Annotated in this window: 16 protein-coding genes; 4 read left to right on the top strand and 12 right to left on the bottom strand. The window is 31.3% G+C overall.

Features of this window, described 5'->3' with window-relative positions; genetic code table 11:
* Positions 1 to 4: 4 nt before the first annotated feature.
* The 12 genes from J3S90_RS00960 to recF all read right to left on the bottom strand — a co-directional run bounded on the left by J3S90_RS00960 (position 5) and on the right by recF (position 12886).
* Positions 5 to 2170, bottom strand: a complete 2166-nt coding sequence (locus tag J3S90_RS00960; protein WP_210644102.1) for a tetratricopeptide repeat-containing hybrid sensor histidine kinase/response regulator — start codon at positions 2168 to 2170, stop codon at positions 5 to 7.
* A gap of 27 nt (positions 2171 to 2197) precedes the next feature.
* Positions 2198 to 3199: a type I glyceraldehyde-3-phosphate dehydrogenase gene (gap, locus tag J3S90_RS00955; protein ID WP_210644100.1), complete on the bottom strand. Its 1002-nt coding sequence runs from the start codon at positions 3197 to 3199 to the stop codon at positions 2198 to 2200.
* A gap of 84 nt (positions 3200 to 3283) precedes the next feature.
* On the bottom strand, positions 3284 to 4153 hold the full coding sequence (gene lipA / locus J3S90_RS00950; RefSeq protein WP_188049718.1) for a lipoyl synthase: 870 nt from the start codon (positions 4151 to 4153) through the stop codon (positions 3284 to 3286).
* A 291-nt stretch (positions 4154 to 4444) separates the two neighbouring features.
* Positions 4445 to 5266 carry an energy transducer TonB gene (locus J3S90_RS00945; RefSeq protein WP_210644098.1) on the bottom strand — a complete coding sequence of 274 codons (822 nt, stop codon included), beginning with the start codon at positions 5264 to 5266 and terminating at the stop codon, positions 4445 to 4447.
* A gap of 333 nt (positions 5267 to 5599) precedes the next feature.
* Complete coding sequence (locus tag J3S90_RS00940; RefSeq protein WP_188049720.1) at positions 5600 to 6151, bottom strand: RNA polymerase sigma factor; 552 nt, start codon at positions 6149 to 6151, stop codon at positions 5600 to 5602.
* Positions 6142 to 7248: a glycosyltransferase gene (locus tag J3S90_RS00935; RefSeq protein WP_188049721.1), complete on the bottom strand. Its 1107-nt coding sequence runs from the start codon at positions 7246 to 7248 to the stop codon at positions 6142 to 6144. The genes J3S90_RS00940 and J3S90_RS00935 overlap by 10 nt, the downstream gene beginning before the upstream one ends.
* Before the next feature lie 91 nt (positions 7249 to 7339).
* Complete coding sequence (locus J3S90_RS00930) at positions 7340 to 7963, bottom strand: FMN-binding negative transcriptional regulator (protein ID WP_210644096.1); 624 nt, start codon at positions 7961 to 7963, stop codon at positions 7340 to 7342.
* A gap of 87 nt (positions 7964 to 8050) precedes the next feature.
* The gene (gene murB, locus J3S90_RS00925) at positions 8051 to 9064 is read right to left on the bottom strand and encodes a UDP-N-acetylmuramate dehydrogenase (protein WP_210644095.1); all 1014 of its coding nucleotides are present in this window, start codon (positions 9062 to 9064) and stop codon (positions 8051 to 8053) included.
* Positions 9065 to 9280: 216 nt separating this feature from the next.
* Positions 9281 to 10345, bottom strand: coding sequence for a glycosyltransferase family 4 protein (locus J3S90_RS00920; protein WP_210644093.1), 1065 nt, complete (start codon positions 10343 to 10345; stop codon positions 9281 to 9283).
* A 6-nt stretch (positions 10346 to 10351) separates the two neighbouring features.
* The gene (locus tag J3S90_RS00915) at positions 10352 to 11023 is read right to left on the bottom strand and encodes a DUF2461 domain-containing protein (RefSeq protein WP_188049725.1); all 672 of its coding nucleotides are present in this window, start codon (positions 11021 to 11023) and stop codon (positions 10352 to 10354) included.
* Positions 11024 to 11029: 6 nt separating this feature from the next.
* Positions 11030 to 11728, bottom strand: coding sequence for a thioredoxin domain-containing protein (locus J3S90_RS00910; protein WP_210644091.1), 699 nt, complete (start codon positions 11726 to 11728; stop codon positions 11030 to 11032).
* A gap of 78 nt (positions 11729 to 11806) precedes the next feature.
* Positions 11807 to 12886 (bottom strand): DNA replication/repair protein RecF, encoded by a 1080-nt coding sequence (gene recF / locus J3S90_RS00905; protein ID WP_188049727.1) that lies wholly within the window; start codon positions 12884 to 12886, stop codon positions 11807 to 11809.
* Positions 12887 to 13118: 232 nt separating this feature from the next.
* Between recF and J3S90_RS00900 the strand changes: the two genes are divergently transcribed.
* The 4 genes from J3S90_RS00900 (at position 13119) to J3S90_RS00885 (ending at position 17321) form a co-directional block, all read left to right on the top strand.
* Positions 13119 to 13895 carry a tetratricopeptide repeat protein gene (locus J3S90_RS00900; protein ID WP_188049728.1) on the top strand — a complete coding sequence of 259 codons (777 nt, stop codon included), beginning with the start codon at positions 13119 to 13121 and terminating at the stop codon, positions 13893 to 13895.
* A 102-nt stretch (positions 13896 to 13997) separates the two neighbouring features.
* On the top strand, positions 13998 to 14573 hold the full coding sequence (ribH, locus tag J3S90_RS00895) for a 6,7-dimethyl-8-ribityllumazine synthase (protein ID WP_188049729.1): 576 nt from the start codon (positions 13998 to 14000) through the stop codon (positions 14571 to 14573).
* A gap of 163 nt (positions 14574 to 14736) precedes the next feature.
* On the top strand, positions 14737 to 16578 hold the full coding sequence (gene mutL, locus J3S90_RS00890; RefSeq protein ID WP_210644088.1) for a DNA mismatch repair endonuclease MutL: 1842 nt from the start codon (positions 14737 to 14739) through the stop codon (positions 16576 to 16578).
* Positions 16575 to 17321 (top strand): rhomboid family intramembrane serine protease, encoded by a 747-nt coding sequence (locus tag J3S90_RS00885; RefSeq protein ID WP_210644086.1) that lies wholly within the window; start codon positions 16575 to 16577, stop codon positions 17319 to 17321. Before mutL ends, J3S90_RS00885 begins: the two co-directional genes overlap by 4 nt.
* The last annotated feature ends 6 nt before the right edge of the window (positions 17322 to 17327 follow it).

The following is a 17327-nucleotide window of genomic DNA, read 5'->3' as shown; positions in this document are numbered from 1 at the left end:
TAGACTAAATATATTCTGCGATTGTGCTATAAAAATCCTCTGGGACGAAAGGTTTTGTTATTACTTCATTCATCCCAAAGGATAAAAGCATTTCGCGGTTTTCGTGAAGCGAAATAGCTGTAAGTGCTATAATAGGTGTAGTTTTATCAAAACTACGAATGTGTTCTGTAGCAACAGTTCCGTTAATTCCGGGTAAGTGAACGTCCATCAGTATTAAATCAAATTTATTATTCCTAGCCCAATCAATTGCATCTTCTCCATTATCAATTATCTCACATATAATTTTCTTATTATGTAGCATTTTACGAGTGATCATTTGATTGATTTTATTATCCTCAACTACTAATATCTTTTTATTTATTAATTTAAAATCATAATCAATTTTTGGAAGCACTTTTACTTCTACTGGGCTTTCGCTTATTTCAAAAGCTAATTTGAAAGAAAAAGTAGAGCCTTTACCTACAATACTTGTTAACTTTATTTTACCTCCAAGGATTTTAATTAATTTTTTTACAATAGTTAAGCCCAATCCTGTGCCACCATATTTTCGGTTCACTTCTATTGAGCCTTGTGAGAAACTATCAAAAACACTACTTAATTTGTCCTCAGGTATTCCAATTCCAGTATCATTAATTTCAAAATAAAGCGTGGCTATTTTATCTTCTAACATTTCAAGATTGGTAATTAATTGGATTGTACCATTCTTTGTAAACTTTAGCGCGTTATTAATCAAGTTTAGTATTATTTGAGATAATTTTGTTGGATCTCCAATTAGATAATCGGGTATTCCCTCATCAATTTTTAGTACTAAATCGTTGTTATTTGCGACAGCTAATTCTTTTAAAGAATTTTTAATGTCAAATAGCAGTTGCTTTAAATTAAAATTAGTTTGTTCTACTTCAGATTTATCAGATTCTATTTTGTTTATTTCTAATATTTCATTGATAAATTTTGTCAAATAATCTCCCGAAAATTTTAAAGAATGCAAATAATCCAATTGGTTTTTTTTCGGTTTTTCTTCTAATAGTAAATGTGCAATTCCATTAATTGCGTTTAATGGTGTTCGAAGTTCATGACTCACAGTAGAAAGAAATTCAGATCTTGCTTTTGATGCTTTTTCTGCTTTGTTTTTTGCAATTTCTAGCTCGTTATTTTTTTCTTGTAATAATAAATTTGATTGATTTCTAATGATATTGTTCTTGTATAAAGAAAGACTTAACAAAGACAATATTGAGATTAAAGCTATAGCTAAGATGCTGATCAGTTTAGAAAATTTACTTGTTTTTTCCTGTTCCTTAATCTCATTGTTATTCTGAATAATTTCTTTTAATCGTTGTGATTGTTTGAATTTGGTATAATCATCTATTCCGAGTCTTTTATTATTTCTAATAGTAATACGCTCTTTTAAATTCAGATGTTGTTTTAAATAGGAGTAGGCAGTGCTTTTATCTAGAATTTTTTCATAAACGGTGCTAAGGGCCAATAAAATATTAGATCGCTGTTCTAAGTTATCTGAATTATCACCTAATTCTAGTGCTTTATATAAATAATTCAGGGCTAAATTACTTCTGTTGTTTTGATTTTCAATATAGCCAGTTTGATAAAGCGCTTCTATTTTCGAATTTAAATTGCTACTGTTATCCGGTTTTGCTATTATGGTTTTAAATATTGTTAAAGCTTCATCCAATTTATTTTCGGACTTGTATAATATTCCTTTTTGAAGAGAGAATAATTCGGCAGTATCAGGTATCTTTAAAAAATCTTGAATTACTTTGGCTTTGTTTAAGAAGATTTCGGCATTGCTAAAGTCTTCTTTTTCCATATAACACATTGCTATTGTGTATAATGTCGCAACTTGTTTTGTGTTTGGTTTTAACGAAGAATACAGTGAAGCACTTTTAAGAAGTGTCCCAATAGCATCATTGTATTTTTTTAAATCATAATATAGTTTTCCTAAATTATAATTTTCTGAAGCTTGCTCTTTGATATTATTGCTTCTTTCTGCTTTTACTATCTTTTTCTGAGTATTTGATAGTGCTTCTTTGTAATTGTTATTGTCAACTAAAGGGTAGTTTAAGCTAACATAGTAAGCTGTGCTATCTATTTTCTCGCGTTGTTGAGAATATAGTAACGAAGTTAAAAAAAGTAAATAAACGAAAGACCATTTCATTTGTTACCAATTTTATGACTCTTATTTTTATGGCTTTTTTAAATTAGTCAAAAGAATTAAATCAATTATCCTGGAGGAATACCCTATTTCATTATCGTACCAACCAACGACTTTTACCATCTTGTCAATTACTGAAGTTAGCTGAGCATCAAATATACAAGAATTTTTATTGCCAATTACATCTACTGATACAATTGGATCTTCAGTATAGTCTAAAATGCCATTCAGGCTGGTTTGTGCAGCAACTTTAAAAGCTTTATTGATCTCTTCTATTGTTACCGCTCTTTTTACATTGAAAGTAATATCGGTCAATGAACCATCTGGCACTGGGACACGAATACCACAACCCCCAATTTTACCTTCAAATTCAGGGAAAATTTTTGTTAATGCTTTTGCAGCTCCAGTTGTTGTAGGGACAATAGATTGGCTTGCTCCACGGGCGCGACGCAAGTCTTTATGAGGTTGATCGTGTAAACTTTGATCTGTTGTATAGGAGTGTATGGTGGTTATATAAGCTTGCTCAATACCGCAAAGCTCATTGATTACCTTTATCATAGGTGCTGCATTATTAGTAGTGCAACTAGCATTTGATATAATCGTTTCTGAACCATCAAGTATGTTTTCATTAACCCCTAAAACTACTGTTTTTATAGTGTCAACTTCAGACGGTGCAGAAAGAATTACCTTTTTGGCTCCAACTAAAATATGATTATTTAAATCTTCAAAAGTTTTGTATTTTCCTGTAGATTCAATAACAAAGTCAATATTTAAACTTTTCCAATCTAAATTTAGAATACTCTTTTCATGGAAAAATAAAAAGTGTTTGTCATCAATTATAATTCCTTCCTTATCACTACTTACAACATTTGGTAAAACACCGTGAATGCTGTCGTATTTTATTAAGTGAGCCATTGTTTTTGTATCCGCAATATCATTTATGGCTATTACTTCAATGTTAGGATGATTTAAGAGTAAGCGAAATAAATTGCGCCCAATTCTTCCAAAACCATTTATAGCGATTCTTATCATAAGTAGGAAAGTGTAGGTTCTTAAAGTAAAACACCATAAGTTAAAAATCTTCAGAATTTTAACTTATGATGTTATACCATTGTATTATAGTATATGTTTTTGAGCTTTGTAAGAAGAACGAACTAAAGGACCACTTTCTACATGACGGAATCCAAGTTCTAATCCATAATCTTCATATTTTTTAAATTGCTCTGGAGTTATGAATTCTTTTACAGGTAAATGTTTTTTGCTAGGTTGCAAGTACTGACCAATAGTCACAATATCTACATTAGCTTCACGTAAATCACGCATGGTTTGATAAACTTCTTCTTCCTGTTCTCCTAGTCCAAGCATGATCCCGGATTTTGTTCTATTAATTCCTTTTTCTTTCAGGTATCTTAAAACTTCTAGACTTCTATCGTATTTTGCTTGTATACGAACTTCACGTGTTAGTCTTCGAACGGTTTCTACGTTGTGAGAAACAACTTCTGGGTTGGCTTCTACAATGCGATCTATATTTCTTTCGATTCCTTGAAAATCTGGAATCAATGTTTCTAGAGTAGTAGTAGGATTCATTCTTCGAATCGCTTTTACCGTTTCTATCCAAATAATAGATCCGCCATCTTTCAAATCATCTCTATCTACACTTGTAATTACCGCATGTTTGATATTCATGATTTTTATCGAGCGAGCTACTTTTTCAGGTTCATCCCAATCTACGGTTTCTGGTCTTCCGGTTTTTACACCACAAAAACCACAAGAACGAGTGCAAATATTTCCCAATATCATGAAAGTTGCCGTTCCTTCTCCCCAGCATTCTCCCATATTTGGACAACTTCCTGAGGTGCAAATTGTATTCAGACTATATTTATCAACTAATCCTCTAAGTTCAGTGTATTTTTGGCCTATTGGTAGTTTCACCTTCAACCATTTCGGTTTTCCAACCGGTAAAGTATTTTCTAAAACAGTTTCCATATATCAATTTTCAAAGTGCAAAGATAACGATTGTAGTCTATTTGTGGATTCGTTTGTCCTTTTATTTAAAGCAATGTAAATAGATATATTTAAAGCAGATTTTTTTCGTTTTTTAACAAATAGTTGTCCTGCTTTCCCCTTTATCTCTCCGCTATGCTACGAGGATATCGGCTCTATCAGGGCTAGGTTAGAACTTTTTGTAGTGCTAAAGAGGTTTTCCTAAAAAGAATCTAAACAATAAAAGCAGCACTTATAGATGCTGCTTTTATTAAAATATTTTCATTTAATAATTTACTCCATTTTTATGATAATAGGAAGATTATAAGCTGTTCTAACTGCTTTTCCATCAATCATTCCAGGCGTCCATTTGGTTCGTAATGATTTCAAAACTCGAATCGCTTCTTTTCCTAATCCATAACCTGGATCTTTTTTTACTTGAATGTCGGTCATACTTCCATCTTTTTCGATCACAAAAGAGACAAAAATGCGAATATTACTTGTGTTTTCTATTTCTGGTTTTTCAAAATTATTACCAACATATACATAGAATTTATTAATACCACCCGGAAATTCAGGAAGTTTGTCTAGTGCTACACTAGCGACAATAGTATTGCCTAAATCAGTACCATTAGTGTTATCTGTTCCGCTTGTTGTGCCTGCAGTAGGATTTACTCCTGTTATTCCAGTTCCATCATTTACAACAGTTGTAGTACTTTGGTTATCAGTATTTTTAGGAACGTCTTGTGTAGCTTGCGCGGCTTGTACGATTTCTGGATTTACTAATTGTTTTTTTATAATTGGTGCTTCTGTTGTATTACTTTTTACCGCCGGAACTGATTCGTTGGGTTTAACTTGGTTTGGAATGATCTCATTAATTTGTACTATAGTATTAGTAAAATCAGGAGTACTTACGTTTTCTGAAGAATCAGCACTAAAATAATTTAAGAATCTAGGAATACTTATAGTTCCAAATAAAAATAATACCCCCATAAAAAGGGCAAATAGTAAGGTTTTATTACTTTCCTTACGGAGTTGATAGGCTCCGTATTCTTTGTTTCTGTTCTCAAAAACAAGGTTCAACCAACTGGTTTCGTAGATGCTTAATTTTGACATAATTAGTGGGTTTAATGGTTAAGTAACATTCAGATCATAAGCATGTTTTTTTTAAATCATCAAAGTGTTTATTTTATATATGTGAATTTAGTAATTATTTTAATATAATCGTAAATATTATACACTTATTTAACTACTATAGTAATTAAAATTTCAATATTACATCATTTTGCCTAATTATTGGTAATTAATTATTTAGTTAAAAAAGATGTATAGTGTTAATTTTCAATGCTATATAATTTTAATTGTCTAAAAAAAAGATTGTGTTTTTTATAATTAAAATAGTACGAATTAAGGAATTGAATTTGTTGGCGTAAAATAATTGAAAGTAAATTATTTTTTTTTCTGAATTATTTCAGCCAGTAATTTTTTAGCACGAAGTAATTTTACTTTTACATTGCTCAAGGGTTCATTAATTTTAGTGGCTATTTCTTGATAAGTCATTTCCTGAAAGTAGCGTAACTGAATTACTTCTTGATAATGTGGCTTCAATTCTTTGATAAACTGCAGTAATAAAGATAAATTTTGTTCTGTGATTAATTTGTCCTCTGCAGACGGAGTAGTATCGGCAATATTGTAAGCTTGTTGGTCTTCCTCGTCTGTGATTTCTACGAATAAACTGGCTTTCTTTTTGCGTAAAATATCGATATGAACATTTTTTGCAATGGCAATCAACCAAGTGTTAAACTGAAATTCTGAGTTGTAAGAAGCAATTTTATCAAAAGCTTTTGAGAATGTTTCAATAGTTATATCCTCTGCGTTGGTTTCATTTTCAGTACGTTTTAGCATGAAACCATACACTTCGTTCCAATAATGATTCAATAGAAAAGTGAAAGCAACTTGATCACCTTGTTTTGCTTTTTCTATTTGATTTTTTATTTCCAATGTATTGGTTTTGAGAATATATTTGTTACAAATATATTGATTTGCGTAAATATTAATACTATTTCAATTACCGGATACCAATATACGACATCTTTTTCTTTTAATTTTCCAGCAGAAAATCCGATCACCAGCCAAGTTATAAGGTAACGAAAACCGATTAATAGGAGTACCACAATCCATTCAAATTGTATTGCTAATAATACTATTGAAAGTATTAAAAAAGTTAGTTGCGAGAAATAGAAAAGTCCCAATTGAAACTTGTCAAATTTTTTGTAATAATTCGCAGTAGCAATATGTCTTCTTTTCTGAATCAACCAATCCTTATAAGTAGTTTTTGGTTTAGAAAGTGTAATGCTTTCTGGTGTATATGCGATAGTTGTATTCTTAGAATTCGCAGCTTGATTGATAAATAAATCATCATCTCCAGAACGAACTCTCATGTGATCTATGAATCCGTTAACATTAAAAAACTCTTCTTTTTTGTACGCTAAATTTCTACCTACACCCATGTAAGGATGTCCTGCTTTTGCCCATGAAAAATATTGAATTGCAGTTAATAAAGTTTCAAAACGAATTATTTTATTTAAAAACGAGTTGTTTATCTTTTCATACTTACCATATCCTAAAACTATTGTTTTTTGTGCCGTAAATTGAGCACTCATAGCCGTTATCCAATCTTTTGAAGTGGGATAACAATCGGCATCTGTAAAAAGTAAATATTCTTTTTTAGCTGCTTTAATTCCTAATGTCAAAGCATATTTTTTGTTTCCCCAAAAGGCTTCGTTGTTTTGAACTTTTACTAATCTAATATTAGAATATTGCTTCTCAAATTCTTCAAAAATAGCCAAAGTATTATCGCTTGAAGCGTCATCAATTAATACGATTTCAAAGTTTGAATAGTTCTGTTCAGCAAGGAGAGGAATAAAACGAACTATGTTTTCTTGCTCATTTTTAGCACATACGATAACTGAAATAGGGAGCGTATTTGGTGTTGTCTGTTGCGTTTTTGCAAAAGCAAATTTGCTAAAGATACCCAAATAATACAAAATTTGAACTGCAACAATAAATATAAAAATGTAAAGAATGATAATAAGCATCAGAGTTTAGTGTAATTTTATTTCCTTAATTTTAAGAAAGTGCAAAGGTATGAAATACAATTATCATTAGTAAATTATAAATTTATGAATTTTAAAGTTTTTCATAAGGACATTTTTTCATCTCTTTTGCTGTGGCAATAGACTCAGTTGTGTTTTTTTTCTCTAATTCTAGAATAATATTCTGATAATTTTTCTCGTCTCGATTTTGTGACATCTTGCGAGTGGCTTGAATTTCTTCAATTTCAATTTCAAAAGCAACAATTCCATTAACTTGTCTCATCGTTTTTGAAGATAAATCTTCTACACGAATTGGTTTTTCAGACTGCTGTTCGTGTTTATCCACTAATCTTTTTAACGAATTTACAACGGCTTCACCTTCAATTATTTTTATTTTTCCATACACATGTACGGCAATATAATTCCAAGTTGGCGCATTTTCATGATCATACCATGAGGAAGATATATATGAATTTGGTCCTGAAAAAATTGCCAAAACTTCTTCGTTTTGCTTAAAGCCTTCCCATTGTGGATTTTCCTTAGCGATATGACCTTCTAAAATGGTTCTCCCTTCATTATTAATCGCAAGTTCAAGCGGTATATGAGTGGCCCACAATTTTCCGTTAGTCTGATTGATCAATATGCCAAAACTATTCTCCTCTAGAAATTTATTTACTTCTTCAGGATTCTCATTTTTGTATATATCTGGTGTAAACATGGTGGAATTTTTATTATTAAAGAATTTAAATTTTGAAAAAAACTGTTTATAAAGCAAAAAATTTTGAATAGAATACTATTATTTTTTTTAAATAATATTGACTTCTGCTTCTATATGAATACCAAATTTTTTCAAAATAGTTTCCTGAATATTCCTTGAAACCTGTAGGATTTCTGCTCCAGTAGCATTGCCATAATTGACTAAAACTAAAGCTTGATTTTTATGAACTCCTGCGTCTCCAAAACGTTTCCCTTTAAATCCAGCTTGTTCTATTAGCCATCCAGCCGGAACTTTAACTTCAGTTTCAGAAATTTCATAATATTTCATTTCTGGAAATTGCTGCTTTATTGGTTCGAATTCTGATTTCAAAAGAATTGGATTTTTAAAAAAACTACCGCTATTTCCTAACTCCTTAGGATCGGGTAATTTACTTTGACGAATAGCGATTACTGCATTGCTAACCTCTTTTAAGGAAGGATTAGTTATGTTGTTTTTTGCTAATTCACTAATTATGTCTCCGTAGGATGTATTAACTTTATGATTGTTTTTGGTTAATTTAAAAACAACTGAAGTAATGATGTATTGGTCTTTTGCCTCGTTTTTGAAGATGCTTTCTCGATATCCAAAACGGCATTCTTCTTTTGTAAAGTTTTTTATTACCTGATCTTTTACTGCAATGGCTTCACATGAAACGAAGGTGTCTTTGATTTCAGTTCCATAAGCTCCTATATTTTGAACAGGAGTGGTGCCTACATTTCCCGGGATCAATGACATGTTTTCTAAACCACCAAAATTGTGATCAATGGTCCAAAGAACAAATTCATGCCAGTTTTCTCCCGCTTGACTTTCAACCCAAACAAAATCTTCATTTTCTTTTATAATTTTTTTGCCTTTTAAATCGATATGAATTACAAGGGCATCTATGTCTTTTGTCAAAAGCATATTGCTTCCTCCTCCTAAAATGAATTTTTTATCAGATTTTTTTAACTCTAAAATGTCTTTTAGTTCTTCAAGTGTGTGAATGGCTACAAACTGTTTTGCTTTGGCTTCAATGCCAAAAGTATTGTGTTTTTTTAAAGAAAATTGATGTTGTATGTCCATGAAAGTGTTTGCTTTTTTGAATTCTTAATCCAAAAGTAATAATTATAATTTAGTTGGATAATTTTTCATTCATAGATGTGTTTTTTAATTTTATGAATGTTTAATTTATTATTTTCTCAATTATGATTTTTGAAATATTTGAGGGAATGTTTTGAAACTGAATCAAAAAATAATATCTTATTCAATTGAAAATTTCAATAGAATTATTTCTCGTTTTTAATTCTTAGTAGTATTGATTAACTCGTGATATCTTTCAGAAATGATTTTCATATTTATATTATAATCTGCATTTTTTTCTACAAATTTTCTATTTTTTACTACGGCTTCTTCTCTAAAATCCTTATTTTCAAAGGACCATATTAATTCCGATGCAAGCTTTTCATAATCATCAATTGGAATAAGTTGTCCGTTTTTACGATGTTGAATCCAAGATCTATTTCCAGCAATATCAGTAACAATGGGAAAACAATTGCAAGCCATAGCTTCAAATAAAGAGGCCGAAACACCTTCTGTTATTGGCATACTGATGTAAAAATTTGATGCTTGAAGTATTTTGGGTAATTCGGTATTTGCAATTCTTCCCGTAAAATTAACTTTCTTTTCAATATTTAAATTTCGAGCTAAATCTTTCAAATTTGTCAATTGATTTCCGTCTCCAATTATTGTAAGGGAGAAATCTGTACCTTCTTCATTTAGCAATGAAAAAGCTTTAAGGATAGTATCATGACGGTATTCAGGCAGTAAAGAACGAGTTACTACTGCATTAATTTTTGATGGATTAGCGCTATTTATATTTTTAAATTTTTTGAGATCAATTCCTTTTGATAGTACTAAAACCTTTTTCATAGCTACATTTCTCTCCTTCATAGAAACCGTCATTACGGGTCCCCAAGCATGTATTAAATCTGCTTTTTGAAATGCATATTTTTGAATCATTTTTTTTAAATGAAACGAAAATGATTTTTCAGGCCATAAATCAGTTCTGCCTTGTTGAGCAATCGCTACGGGTTTTACGCCAGATAAGGCAGCAAGAAAACCATAACTGGTGGTTCGTTCGGCAATAATCATATCCGGTTTTTGGAGTCGGCTAATTTTCTTTATTTTAAAAATTGCAAATAGAAACTCAAATATTCTTAAAATTCGGTTTAGATTAGAATTGCTTGGTGTTTTTAATTCCCACGTAATAATTTCAAAATCGCCAAATTCCCGAAGACCATTCATCCAAGTAATTGCATCGGCTCTGTAGGTTTCTCCAAGAAAAAGTATTTTCTTTTTTTTCATTTATAATTATTCCGACGTTAAGGCGCGATTTATAAAATCATTTAAAGGTTTTAATGCTATTAGTTTTCGACTCATAACAGTAACAAAGTCTTTTTTGGAAACGGACAAAAAATCGATTGCTTGAGAGGATTCAAAACTTTTTAATTTAAGTAATTCAATAGCTGGATGCTCTTTTTCGTAACCTCTAGGTGGATTTTTTAGGGTATTTTTTTCATTGCGATCAAAATCCTTAAATTCTGTTTTAAAGTTTTTTTCTTCAAGAATAGCTTCTAAATCATCATGGAAATAAGCAATTTCCTTACGCATTTTTTTTAAGTCTTCAGATTCAGGACAGTAAAGTCCGCCTGCAATAAAACTAGCGCCTTTTTCTAAATGTATGTAGTATCCAGAACGGTTCAAGCCTTTACTTCCTGAGGAGAACCAAAGTCCTAAATGTGTTTTATAGGGAGTTTTATCTTTTGAAAACCGAATGTCTCGATTAATTCGAAAGGTGCAATTTTTTACTTCGAGCATTTCTAAGGAAGGATCAAGCGGTTTCAGAGCGTCTAGAAAGGAAGCTGCTAATTGCTGATAATCTTTTTTGAAGGCCTCATATCTTTTCTTGTTTTCTAAAAACCAATCTCTATTGTTATTGGCTTTTAAATCGTCTAGAAATTGTATTGTTTCTTTTGAAAGCATATTCGGTTATTGTATTTGTTTTCTTAAGTCTTCTTCACTTATATAACCAGAATGTTTCCATTTTATCGCTCCTTTTTCATATACAAATAATGTAGGAAGTTCACTAATTTTCAATACATCCATCAATGTTTTGTTTTTATCAGCATCTAATCTAATAATTACAACATTTTCATTTTCTTCTTTTTGCATTTTAGCAAGGTAAGGAGCCATTTTTTTACAAGGAGCGCACCATTCTGCATAAAAATTAATAAGTACCTTTTTATCTGCATTTACTAATTTGTTGTATTCTTGAACAGACATTCCGCTCACTTTATCACTTGGCTTAGATAAGCCTGCAGCATCCCATTTCAAGATTCCACCTTGTAGTTGATAAATGTTTTTGAAGCCTAATTCTTCTAATTTATTAACAGCATTTTGACTTCTTCCGCCACTTTTACAATACACAAAAACAGGTTTTGTTTTGTCTATTTTTTCTACATCTGTCACAAAGCTATTTCCTAACCAATTAATATTTATGGCATTATCTAGGTGAGATCCAGAAAATTCCTCAGGAGTTCTTACATCTAGAATTTGTGCATTTGGAGTTTCGGCTATTTTTTCGGCAAAATCTTTTGCTTCTATTGTTTTTACGTCCTTAGCGTTTTGTGCATTGCACGAGAATATTATAAAGGAAATAATTACGAGTATTTTTGGATTGAATTTCAAGGTGTTTTAATTTTAAAATGATTAGGCTAAATTAGTTATTTTTTCACTTTGCCAAGGCTAATGAAGTCTTAAATAAAACTATAAATTGAAAATTTTATAGGATTGATGTGTAGATTTTAAAATTTCTTCTGTGCGATCCGCATGCGTATCAGAAATAAAAAGCTGACCGAAAGTATCGCTATTTACCATTTCAATTATTTTTGAAACTCGGTTTTCATCTAATTTATCAAAGATGTCATCAAACAGTAAAATGGGCTTTACGCCACTTTGTTTTTTTAAAAATTCAAATTGCGCTAATTTCAGAGCGATTAGGTAGGTTTTTTGCTGTCCCTGAGAACCAAATTTTTTAATTGGGTAATGGTCGATTTCAAAAGCTAGATCATCTTTATGAATACCGACACTTGTATAATGCAAAGCCCGATCTTTATTGATGTTTTCCTGCAAAAGGAGCAGGAGTTCTTTTTCGAATAAATGACTTTCATATACCAATCGTACGCTTTCTTGTGAACCTGTTATTGCCTGATGATGCTTATTGAAAATAGGAATAAATTGTTCGATAAATTCTTTTCTTTTTTCAAAAATAAATTTTCCTAAACCGTCTAGTTGCTCATTATAAATAGACAATGTATCGTTTTCAAAAACATGGTTTAAAGCAAAATATTTTAATAATGCATTACGCTGGTTGATTACTTTTTGATATTGTATGAGTTGCTGTAAATACTGAGCGTCCAATTGAGAAATTACACTATCCATAAATTTTCGTCTGGTTTCGCTTCCTTCAACAATCAAATCTCTATCTGCTGGTGATATAATCACTAAAGGGATAAAGCCAATATGATCTGAAAACTTATCATAGGATTTACCATTTCGTTTCAGTATTTTTTTTTGCCCTTTTTTTAAACTGCAAACAATTTGTTCACTCCTCTCGTTTTTTTCGAATGTCGCATCAATTACAAAAAACTCTTCACCATGTTTGATGTTTTGGACAGCCAATGGATTAAAATAGCTTTTTCCGTAAGATAAATGATAAATTGCATCGAGAACATTAGTTTTTCCAATGCCATTTTTGCCAACAAAACAGTTTATTTTGGTGTCGAAATCAAAATTTGCTTCTGAAAAATTTTTGTAATTGAAGAGGGAAATATTTTTTAAATACATGTATAAAGCTTGCTGGTATTGAGAATTTTGCTGTTTTTAGACCATTTTTTTAAAGAGGGTGCAAATTATCGAAAATTATCGATATAAAGCATTTTTCTCTTTGTTTCTCTGGTAAATAATTTGCCTTAACTAGTAAAGAATCATTAATAACGTTTTTTTTTAATATTAAAGCATATTTCTTGTGTGGGTTTGAATAAAAATTTTATTTTTGCGCTTCACTAAATAATAAAAAATGGCAACGTACAATAAACGAGGATATAAAGCACCAAAAGAAAAAGAAGTAAAAGATGATGCAGTTAATGCAACTGTAATTGATGAAAAAGACAGCACAACAGCTGAAGTTTTTTCTAAATTAGATCAAACGGCTTCAATGACAGAGGATTGGGTAGCTAAAAATCAAAAAATAATTATAGGATTAGTTGCAGCAGCAGCGATATTTACTATTGGTTATTTGGCGTATCAACGTTTTATTGCTTCACCAAAACAAGAAGAAGCGGCTAATGAAATGTTTCTTGCAGAGCAAAACTTTCAAAAAGCAACTGATGGTGTAGCGAGCGACTCTTTATATAAATTGTCATTAAATGGTGCTGAAGGTAAATTTGGTTTTTTGAAAATTGCAGATGAGTATTCAGGAACTGATGCTGGTAATTTAGCGAACTATTATGCTGGAATTGCGTATTTGAATACTGGAAAATATACAGAAGCAATTGAGTATTTAAATAAATTTAAGTCGGATGATATTGTTCTTGGCGCTTTAGCTAAAGGAGCAATAGGAGACGCTTATGCTGAAAAAAATCAAGCTAAAGAAGCTTTAGATTTTTATGTTAAAGCAGCTAATACAAACAAAAATGATTTTACTACACCACGTTTTTTGTTAAAAGCAGCTAAAACAGCATTGGCTTTGGGTAATAAATCGGATGCTTTAAAATATCTAAATGATATTAAAGATAATTACGATGGATCTCCGGAATCAGGTTCAGCGGATGTATTAATTGGTTTAGCGCAATAGTTAAAATTGATTTAAGATTGAATTTGAGACTAGGTATTTTTGATTTCAAAATGGTATCTTTAGCTACTTAAATTATAATCTAAAATTTTAAATAGAGATCAAATGGCTACTGTAAATAAAAATTTATCAGAGTACGATAAAAATTCAATCCCAAACGCGAAAGACTTTCGCTTTGGGATTGTTGTTTCTGAATGGAATGATGTGATTACTGAAGGACTTTGTAGAGGTGCTGTAGAAGCACTTTTAGAAAATCAAGTTCCGGCTCATCACATAATACGTTGGAATGTTCCTGGTAGTTTTGAACTTATTTATGGTTCAAAAAAAATGTTACAAACACAAAATGTTGATGCCGTTATTGCCATAGGATGTGTTATTCAAGGTCAAACTAAGCATTTTGATTTTGTTTGTGAAGGAGTTGCTCAGGGAATTAAAGATTTAAACGTTCAAACTGATATTCCAGTTATCTTTTGTGTATTGACTGATAATACAATGCAACAATCTATTGACAGAAGCGGAGGAATTCATGGTAATAAAGGTACAGAAGCTGCAATAGCAGCTATAAAGATGGCTTTTATTCGTCAGCAAGCTTCTCTAACACATCAAATAGACAATCAACATTTGTTGTCCTCAGGGCCTATTCAAATAGAAGAAGGTGGTCCGCTAGAATTGAAAGAATAAATTGTTAAAATAATTTATAAAAATTTAAGCCTATACTATTTTGATAGTATAGGTTTTGTTTTATTAATGATTAAATAAGCTACAATTCCCAGTAGAAAATTATTAAATTTGCGACTCTTACTTTCGAAAATTAAAACAAAAATCTTTAAAATTAAATTTTTTAATGTCGAGTATAATTCAATTACTTCCTGATCACGTTGCCAATCAAATTGCTGCTGGAGAAGTGGTTCAAAGACCTGCTTCGGTGGTCAAAGAACTACTTGAAAATGCTGTTGATGCAAGGGCAACCGATATCAAGTTAATTATCAAAGATGCTGGGAAAGCATTAGTACAAGTAATTGATAATGGTTTAGGGATGAGTGTTACCGATGCGCGTTTGTGTTTTGAACGCCATGCCACCTCAAAAATCCGTCAAGCCGAAGATTTATTTTCATTACATACAAAGGGCTTTCGTGGTGAAGCTTTGGCTTCTATTGCTGCAATTGCTCATGTTGAAATGAAAACCAAGCAAGATCAAGAGGAACTTGGAACTCATATTGTGGTTGAAGGAAGTAAATTTGTATCTCAAGAAGTTGCTGTTTTACCAAAAGGGACTTCATTTGCTGTCAAAAATTTATTCTTTAACATTCCTGCGCGACGCAATTTTTTGAAATCGGATACCGTTGAATACCGTCATGTAATTGATGAGTTTCAACGCGTAGCTTTGGCACATCCTAAAATTCATTTTACTTTTTATCATAACGGTAGCGAAATGTTTAATTTGCCCTCTTCGACATTGCGTCAAAGAATTGTTGCTGTTTTTTCAGGTAAAACCAATGAAAAATTAATACCGGTACAAGAGGAAACCGAAATAATAACAATTGAAGGATTTGTAAGTAAACCTGAATTTGCAAAAAAAAGTAGGGGAGAACAGTTTTTCTTTGTAAATGATCGATTTATAAAAAGTGGTTATTTGCATCATGCGGTGATGGCTGCTTATGATGGAATCTTAAAAGAAGGGACACAGCCGAGTTATTTCTTGAATTTAACTTTGCCACCCAACACCATCGATATTAATATTCATCCTACTAAAACGGAAATCAAGTTTGATGATGAACAAGCATTATATGCTATTTTACGAGCATCAATTAAGCATAGTTTGGGTCAGTTTAATGTTGCGCCAGTTTTAGATTTTGATCGCGATTCTAATTTGGATACGCCTTATCATTATAAAGATTTAGATGGAGAAACTCCCACAATACAAGTGGATGGAAGTTTTAATCCCTTTGCTGAACAAAGACCAAGCAAACAATTTACTTCTTATAAAAAACCAGAACCAACTGCCAATTGGGAGAGTTTATATGTAGGCTTAGAACAAGATTCACAGGAAATGGAGCATCTTACTTTCGAGAATGAAGAGATGACTTCTTCTTTATTTAATGATGAAGAAATTGAGCAATCCGTTCATAAAACTTACCAAATACATAAAAAATATATCATTTCATCAATAAAATCAGGAATGGTAATTGTAGATCAGCAACGCGCTCATCAACGGGTGCTATATGAACAGTTTTTGGTAAATATGACCGTAAATCAAGCTTCTAGTCAGCAATTGCTGTTTCCGTTAAACTTGTTTTATTCAAATACCGAAATGGAACTTATTAGTGGACTTCAACTATCGCTTATGAATACCGGATTTGTTTTTGAAGACAATAATAAGGACCATATTGTTATTTCTGGAATTCCAGTGAATGTTACAGAAAGTGAAGTATCTATAATTTTTGAACAGTTATTGAGTGATTTACAAGACGGAATTCCCGAAAGTAGTTTTAGTCAAAACGATACAATAGCCAAGTCAATGGCTAAAAGTCTGGCGGTAAAGACCGGAACACATTTGACAGAAAAAGAACAGGAAAATTTGGTAAACGGGCTTTTTGCTTGTAAAGATCCTAATGTTTCCCCATTTCAGAAACCCACTTTCATCACAATGCGTGTGGAAGATTTAGATAAAAAATTTGTAATATGAGAAATGTAACAGAGACCGTTAAACAATTAATTATTATTAATGTTTTGTTTTTTGTTGGTACTTTAGCTTTAGGAGATGTTGCGTATAAGTATTTAGCGCTATATTTTCCTGAGAATCCTAGTTTTCAATTTTGGCAACCCATTACCCATATGTTTATGCATGGTGGATACATGCACATTTTCTTTAATATGTTCGCCTTGTATTCTTTTGGATCTGCTTTAGAGAGCTTTTGGGGAAGCAAAAAATTTCTATTTTTCTATATATCATGTGGTTTAGGTGCTGCTTTATTACACACAGGTGTGAATTATTATTACTTTCAAGAGGGTTTAAATACCTTAATAAGTCATGGATTTCAAAAGCAAGAAATCTTACAATTATTAAATGAAGGAAAGATAAATACGAGATGGCAAGAAATTTTAACCGTTTCTGATTTCCAAAACTTTACTAGCGCTTACATGGGAACTGCAGTAGGAGCCTCTGGTGCTATTTATGGAACTATTGTGGCTTTTGCTTTTATGTTTCCAAATGCAGAGTTAGCTTTAATGTTTATTCCAGTACCTATTAAGGCAAAATATTTTGTTCCTGGTTTGGTATTAATCGATTTGTATTTAGGAATTTCTGGACAGTCTATTTTTGGCGGTGGAGGAATTGCACACTTTGCCCATGTTGGTGGTGCTTTATTTGGATTTATCATTATGTGGTATTGGAAGAAGAACCAATTCAATCAAAATCGTTGGAATTAATTTAAT

The sequence above is a fragment of the Flavobacterium flabelliforme genome (genome assembly GCF_017948675.1).
GTDB classification, from domain to species: domain Bacteria; phylum Bacteroidota; class Bacteroidia; order Flavobacteriales; family Flavobacteriaceae; genus Flavobacterium; species Flavobacterium pygoscelis.
This window is presented reverse-complemented; position numbering and strand designations above follow the sequence as displayed.

Coding starts and splice junctions, on each gene's coding strand:
- J3S90_RS00930 (WP_210644096.1), bottom strand. CDS start 7,963: ATGTTTACACCAGATATATACAAAAATGAGAATCCTGAAGAAGTAAAT.
- ribH (WP_188049729.1), top strand. CDS start 13,998: ATGGCTACTGTAAATAAAAATTTATCAGAGTACGATAAAAATTCAATC.
- J3S90_RS00915 (WP_188049725.1), bottom strand. CDS start 11,023: ATGCTTTCAAAAGAAACAATACAATTTCTAGACGATTTAAAAGCCAAT.
- J3S90_RS00885 (WP_210644086.1), top strand. CDS start 16,575: ATGAGAAATGTAACAGAGACCGTTAAACAATTAATTATTATTAATGTT.
- J3S90_RS00920 (WP_210644093.1), bottom strand. CDS start 10,345: ATGAAAAAAAAGAAAATACTTTTTCTTGGAGAAACCTACAGAGCCGAT.
- gap (WP_210644100.1), bottom strand. CDS start 3,199: ATGATAAGAATCGCTATAAATGGTTTTGGAAGAATTGGGCGCAATTTA.
- J3S90_RS00900 (WP_188049728.1), top strand. CDS start 13,119: ATGGCAACGTACAATAAACGAGGATATAAAGCACCAAAAGAAAAAGAA.
- J3S90_RS00935 (WP_188049721.1), bottom strand. CDS start 7,248: ATGCTTATTATCATTCTTTACATTTTTATATTTATTGTTGCAGTTCAA.
- murB (WP_210644095.1), bottom strand. CDS start 9,064: ATGGACATACAACATCAATTTTCTTTAAAAAAACACAATACTTTTGGC.
- mutL (WP_210644088.1), top strand. CDS start 14,737: ATGTCGAGTATAATTCAATTACTTCCTGATCACGTTGCCAATCAAATT.
- recF (WP_188049727.1), bottom strand. CDS start 12,886: ATGTATTTAAAAAATATTTCCCTCTTCAATTACAAAAATTTTTCAGAA.
- J3S90_RS00960 (WP_210644102.1), bottom strand. CDS start 2,170: ATGAAATGGTCTTTCGTTTATTTACTTTTTTTAACTTCGTTACTATAT.
- lipA (WP_188049718.1), bottom strand. CDS start 4,153: ATGGAAACTGTTTTAGAAAATACTTTACCGGTTGGAAAACCGAAATGG.
- J3S90_RS00945 (WP_210644098.1), bottom strand. CDS start 5,266: ATGTCAAAATTAAGCATCTACGAAACCAGTTGGTTGAACCTTGTTTTT.